Annotated in this window: 4 protein-coding genes; 1 reads left to right on the top strand and 3 read right to left on the bottom strand. The window is 62.3% G+C overall.

All coding sequences use genetic code 11. The features are described 5' to 3' along the window. Positions 1 to 32: 32 nt before the first annotated feature. Positions 33 to 1,448: an acetyl-CoA carboxylase biotin carboxylase subunit gene (locus tag AC3AYF_RS19420; RefSeq protein WP_295037363.1), complete on the bottom strand. Its 1,416-nt coding sequence runs from the start codon at positions 1,446 to 1,448 to the stop codon at positions 33 to 35. A gap of 137 nt (positions 1,449 to 1,585) precedes the next feature. Between AC3AYF_RS19420 and AC3AYF_RS19415 the strand changes: the two genes are divergently transcribed. Beyond that, entirely contained in the window at positions 1,586 to 2,572 is a 987-nt protein-coding gene (locus tag AC3AYF_RS19415) for a LysR family transcriptional regulator (RefSeq protein ID WP_295037361.1), read from the top strand. Here AC3AYF_RS19415 and AC3AYF_RS19410 read toward each other — a convergent pair. Beyond that, positions 2,569 to 3,117, bottom strand: coding sequence for a GAF domain-containing protein (locus AC3AYF_RS19410; RefSeq protein ID WP_295037358.1), 549 nt, complete (start codon positions 3,115 to 3,117; stop codon positions 2,569 to 2,571). The two genes, AC3AYF_RS19415 and AC3AYF_RS19410, sit on opposite strands and share 4 nt — an antisense overlap. Positions 3,118 to 3,281: 164 nt before the next feature. Then, on the bottom strand, positions 3,282 to 3,476 hold a 195-nt coding region (locus AC3AYF_RS19405; RefSeq protein WP_487780213.1), incomplete at its 5' end, for a hypothetical protein.

Below are 3,476 nucleotides of genomic sequence, written 5' to 3'. Positions count from 1 at the left end.
GATCGATTCGTCGTATTCCGAGTTGGCCGCGCTCAGAGCCCGGCATGAGCTGCAATGGCCGCCGATATCGCCAGGGCGATCTCCTCCGGATTGCGCTTGACGGAGTAGTTGAGCAATTCCGGATGGGCGGGAACGAACCCGGTATCGAACTGGCCAGCGCGGAACGCAGGGTGGCGAAGAATTTCCTGATAGTACGGCGCGGTGGTCTTCACCCCCTGAAGGCGCATGTCGTTCAATGCCCTGATGCCCCGGTTGAGCGTCTCCTCCCAGGTCATGCCCCAGACGATCAGCTTGAGACACATCGAATCGAAGTATGGCGGGATGGTGTAACCGGTATAGATCGCGGTATCGGTGCGGACGCCGGGGCCGCCGGGCGCGTAGTAGCGCGTGATGCGGCCAAAGCTGGGCAGGAAGTCGTTCTTGGGATCCTCGGCGTTGATCCGGAACTGGATCGCGTAGCCCTGATGGCGAATGTCCTCCTGGCGGTAGGCCAGCCTCTCCCCCGCAGCGATGCGCAATTGCTCGCGAACGATGTCGACCCCGGTGATCGCCTCGGTGATGGTGTGCTCGACCTGGACCCGGGTATTCATCTCCATGAAGTAGACTTCATTGTCCTTGACCAGGAACTCCACGGTGCCGGCATTCTCGTAACTCACCGCGCTGGCGGCACGGACCGCCATCTTGCCGACGTAGCTGCGCTGCTCCGGGGTCAACTGGGGACTGGGGGCGATCTCGATCAGCTTCTGATTGCGACGCTGGATCGAGCAGTCGCGCTCGAACAGATGAATGACGCCACCGTGACCGTCCGCCAGCACCTGGACTTCGATATGCAGCGGATCGACGACGCACTTCTCCATGAACACCTCGGCGCTGCCGAACGCCTTGGTCGCCTCGGAGATCACCCGGTCCCAGGCCTGAGTCAGTTGCTCGGGCGTATCGCAGCGGCGGATGCCCCGCCCGCCGCCACCGGAGGTCGCCTTGAGCATGACCGGATACCCGATCTCCTCCGCCACCGTCAGCGCTTCTTCGCGGTTGGCAAGATTGCCCTCGGATCCCGGCGTGATGGGTACGCCGGCTTCGCGCATGGCCGCTCGCGCCGCCGTCTTGTCGCCCATCTTGGCGATGACCTCGGCACTCGGGCCGACGAAAGCGATTCCGGCCTCGCTACAGATCCTGGCGAACTCGGCACTCTCGGACAGGAAACCGTAGCCGGGGTGAATGGCATCGCAACCGGTTTCGCGCGCCAGATTGACGACACGCCGCGGGTCCAGATAGCCCGCCAGCGGCTCCTCTCCGACGAAATGCGCCTCGTCGGCGCCTTTGACGTGCAACGAAAATCGGTCGGGCTCGGTATAGATCGCGACCGAACGGATGCCCATCTCGGCGCAGGCCCGTACAATACGCACGGCGATCTCGCCACGGTTGGCGATCAGCAGCTTCTTAAACACCGCAAGCTCTCCCGGTTGTCGGATAAGCGTTGGTTCTCTTCTGCTCTACGCTAGCCACCCGGGACCCAATAGAAAAATTGATATTTTTTTGCCAACCTATAAGCTCCACCTTATACCTGACCGCGAGAGCGTACCGAATGTCGAGACCCAACCTGCTCAATCGCCTGACATTCCGTCAGCTTCAGGTGTTCCAGGCCGTCCATCGGCAGCAGTCCTACTCGCGCGCCGCCGAGCAACTTGGCCTGACACAGCCCGCCGTCAGCGCCCAGATCCGACAGCTCGAGCAGGCCCTGGCCCAGCCGCTGTTCAAGTATGCCGGCAAGACCCTCCACATCCTGCCCGCCGCCGACGCCTTGTCCGCCTCGGTGCAGTCGATCTTCGGTCAGGTCTCAAGCCTTCAGATGGAGTTGTCGGAGCTGGCCGGCACCATCCGCGGCGAGCTCAACCTGGCCGCCGTCTCGACCGCTCAATACGTGGTGCCGCACATCCTGGCTCGCTTTCGCGCCCGCTACCCGGAGGTTCAGATTCGGTTGCGCGTCTGCAACCGGGGGCAAGCGCTCGAGCGACTGGCGGAAAGGCGGGACGATCTGGTGATCATGGGCATGGTGCCGGACGATCCCAACCTGGTCTTCATGCCCATTCTGGACAACGAACTGATCCCCGTCGTCTGGCCGGGCCATCCGCTGGTGACCGCCGACAAGGCCACGCTCGAGGATTTCGCGAGGCACTACCTGCTGATGAGAGAGCCGGGATCCGGGGCACGCACGGCGTTCGAGGATTTCGCGGCGCGGGAGCGCATTTCACTGCACCACACCATCGAACTCGGCACCAACGAGGCCATCAAGCAGGGGGTCATGGCCCATCTCGGCGTCGCCGTGTTGCCGAGACTGGCCGTGCAACTGGAGCTCGCCTCCGGCCTGCTGGCGAGCCCGACGATCCCGGGCTTCCCGCTGAGGCGCTCGTGGTGCACGGTCTATCCCAAGGACCGCTACCCGACGCCGGTGACGGAACTCTTCCTGCGTTTCGTGCGCGAACTGCTGCCCGAGCTGAACGCCCACTTCCGGGCGCCAATCACCCCGATCGAGACGCCCACGCTACTGTGCCTTCCCGCCGACGATGGCTAGACGACATCACCGCTCGCACCTGAAACCGGCACCCTGGCGAGATTCGCACGGACACGCAGAACGTGGAGATGAATCAGCTCCTCGGCCTGGGCGGCGAGCAGCTTCATTCGACGCATGTCGGTCTCTTCGAACGTACGCGGGAGCGTGCCGATCAGACATAGGGTGCCGACGCAGATGTCCGGCGCCACGAACAGCGGATAGCCCGCGTAGAAGCGTATGAAGGGCGCCCCCGTCACCAGCGGGTTGTCCGAGAACCGGGGATCCCGCAGCGCGTTGTTGATCACCATCGGCTGGCCGTCGGCCACGACGTGACCGCAGAAGGAGATCCGCCTGGGCGTCTCGCACACGCTCAAACCCTGGCGCGACTTGAACCACTGGCGATCTTCATCGATCAGCGTGATCAGCGACATGGGCACGTCGAAAATTTGCGTTGCCAGCTCCGTCAACCGATCGAAGCCTTCGTCCGCGTTCGAATCGAGCAGTTGTAGGTCGTGCAGGAAACTCAAGCGCTCTGTCTCCTGCTGAGGCAGGTTCGGTGCAATCATAGTTCGGCTCTTCAGTACGAAAACATCGTCGGATTTGATGGGCATCATCGTGATCGCGCTTGATGACATGAGCAAGGAACGGCGAGTCAGCCGGCGTGCCACGATGATTTATTGAGAATCTTAGTTCTTGCAGGACGAATCACTACCCCAATACGCCTTTCGTATCACGTCAGATGCATCGACTCACAAAAAAGACGGACACTCAAAAAAAGACGGTCGCTTCCCCAAGCCTTGACGCCAGCACCACGGCAATCATCCGCCAGAGACGGAACGGGCCCGCCGATTGAAGCGGCGGGCCCGACCGAGGGTTTGTACGAAAAGTCGGCGAGCGAAGGCAAGACAAGGCAAAAATCGGCGAA

This window comes from Salinicola sp., assembly GCF_982684285.1.
Note: the sequence above shows the minus strand (reverse complement) of the source record. Positions and strands in the feature narration are given on the sequence as shown.

Excerpts from the sequence above, each read along its gene's own strand:
- AC3AYF_RS19415 (WP_295037361.1), top strand. The coding sequence starts at position 1,586 with ATGTCGAGACCCAACCTGCTCAATCGCCTGACATTCCGTCAGCTTCAG.
- AC3AYF_RS19410 (WP_295037358.1), bottom strand. The coding sequence starts at position 3,117 with ATGATTGCACCGAACCTGCCTCAGCAGGAGACAGAGCGCTTGAGTTTC.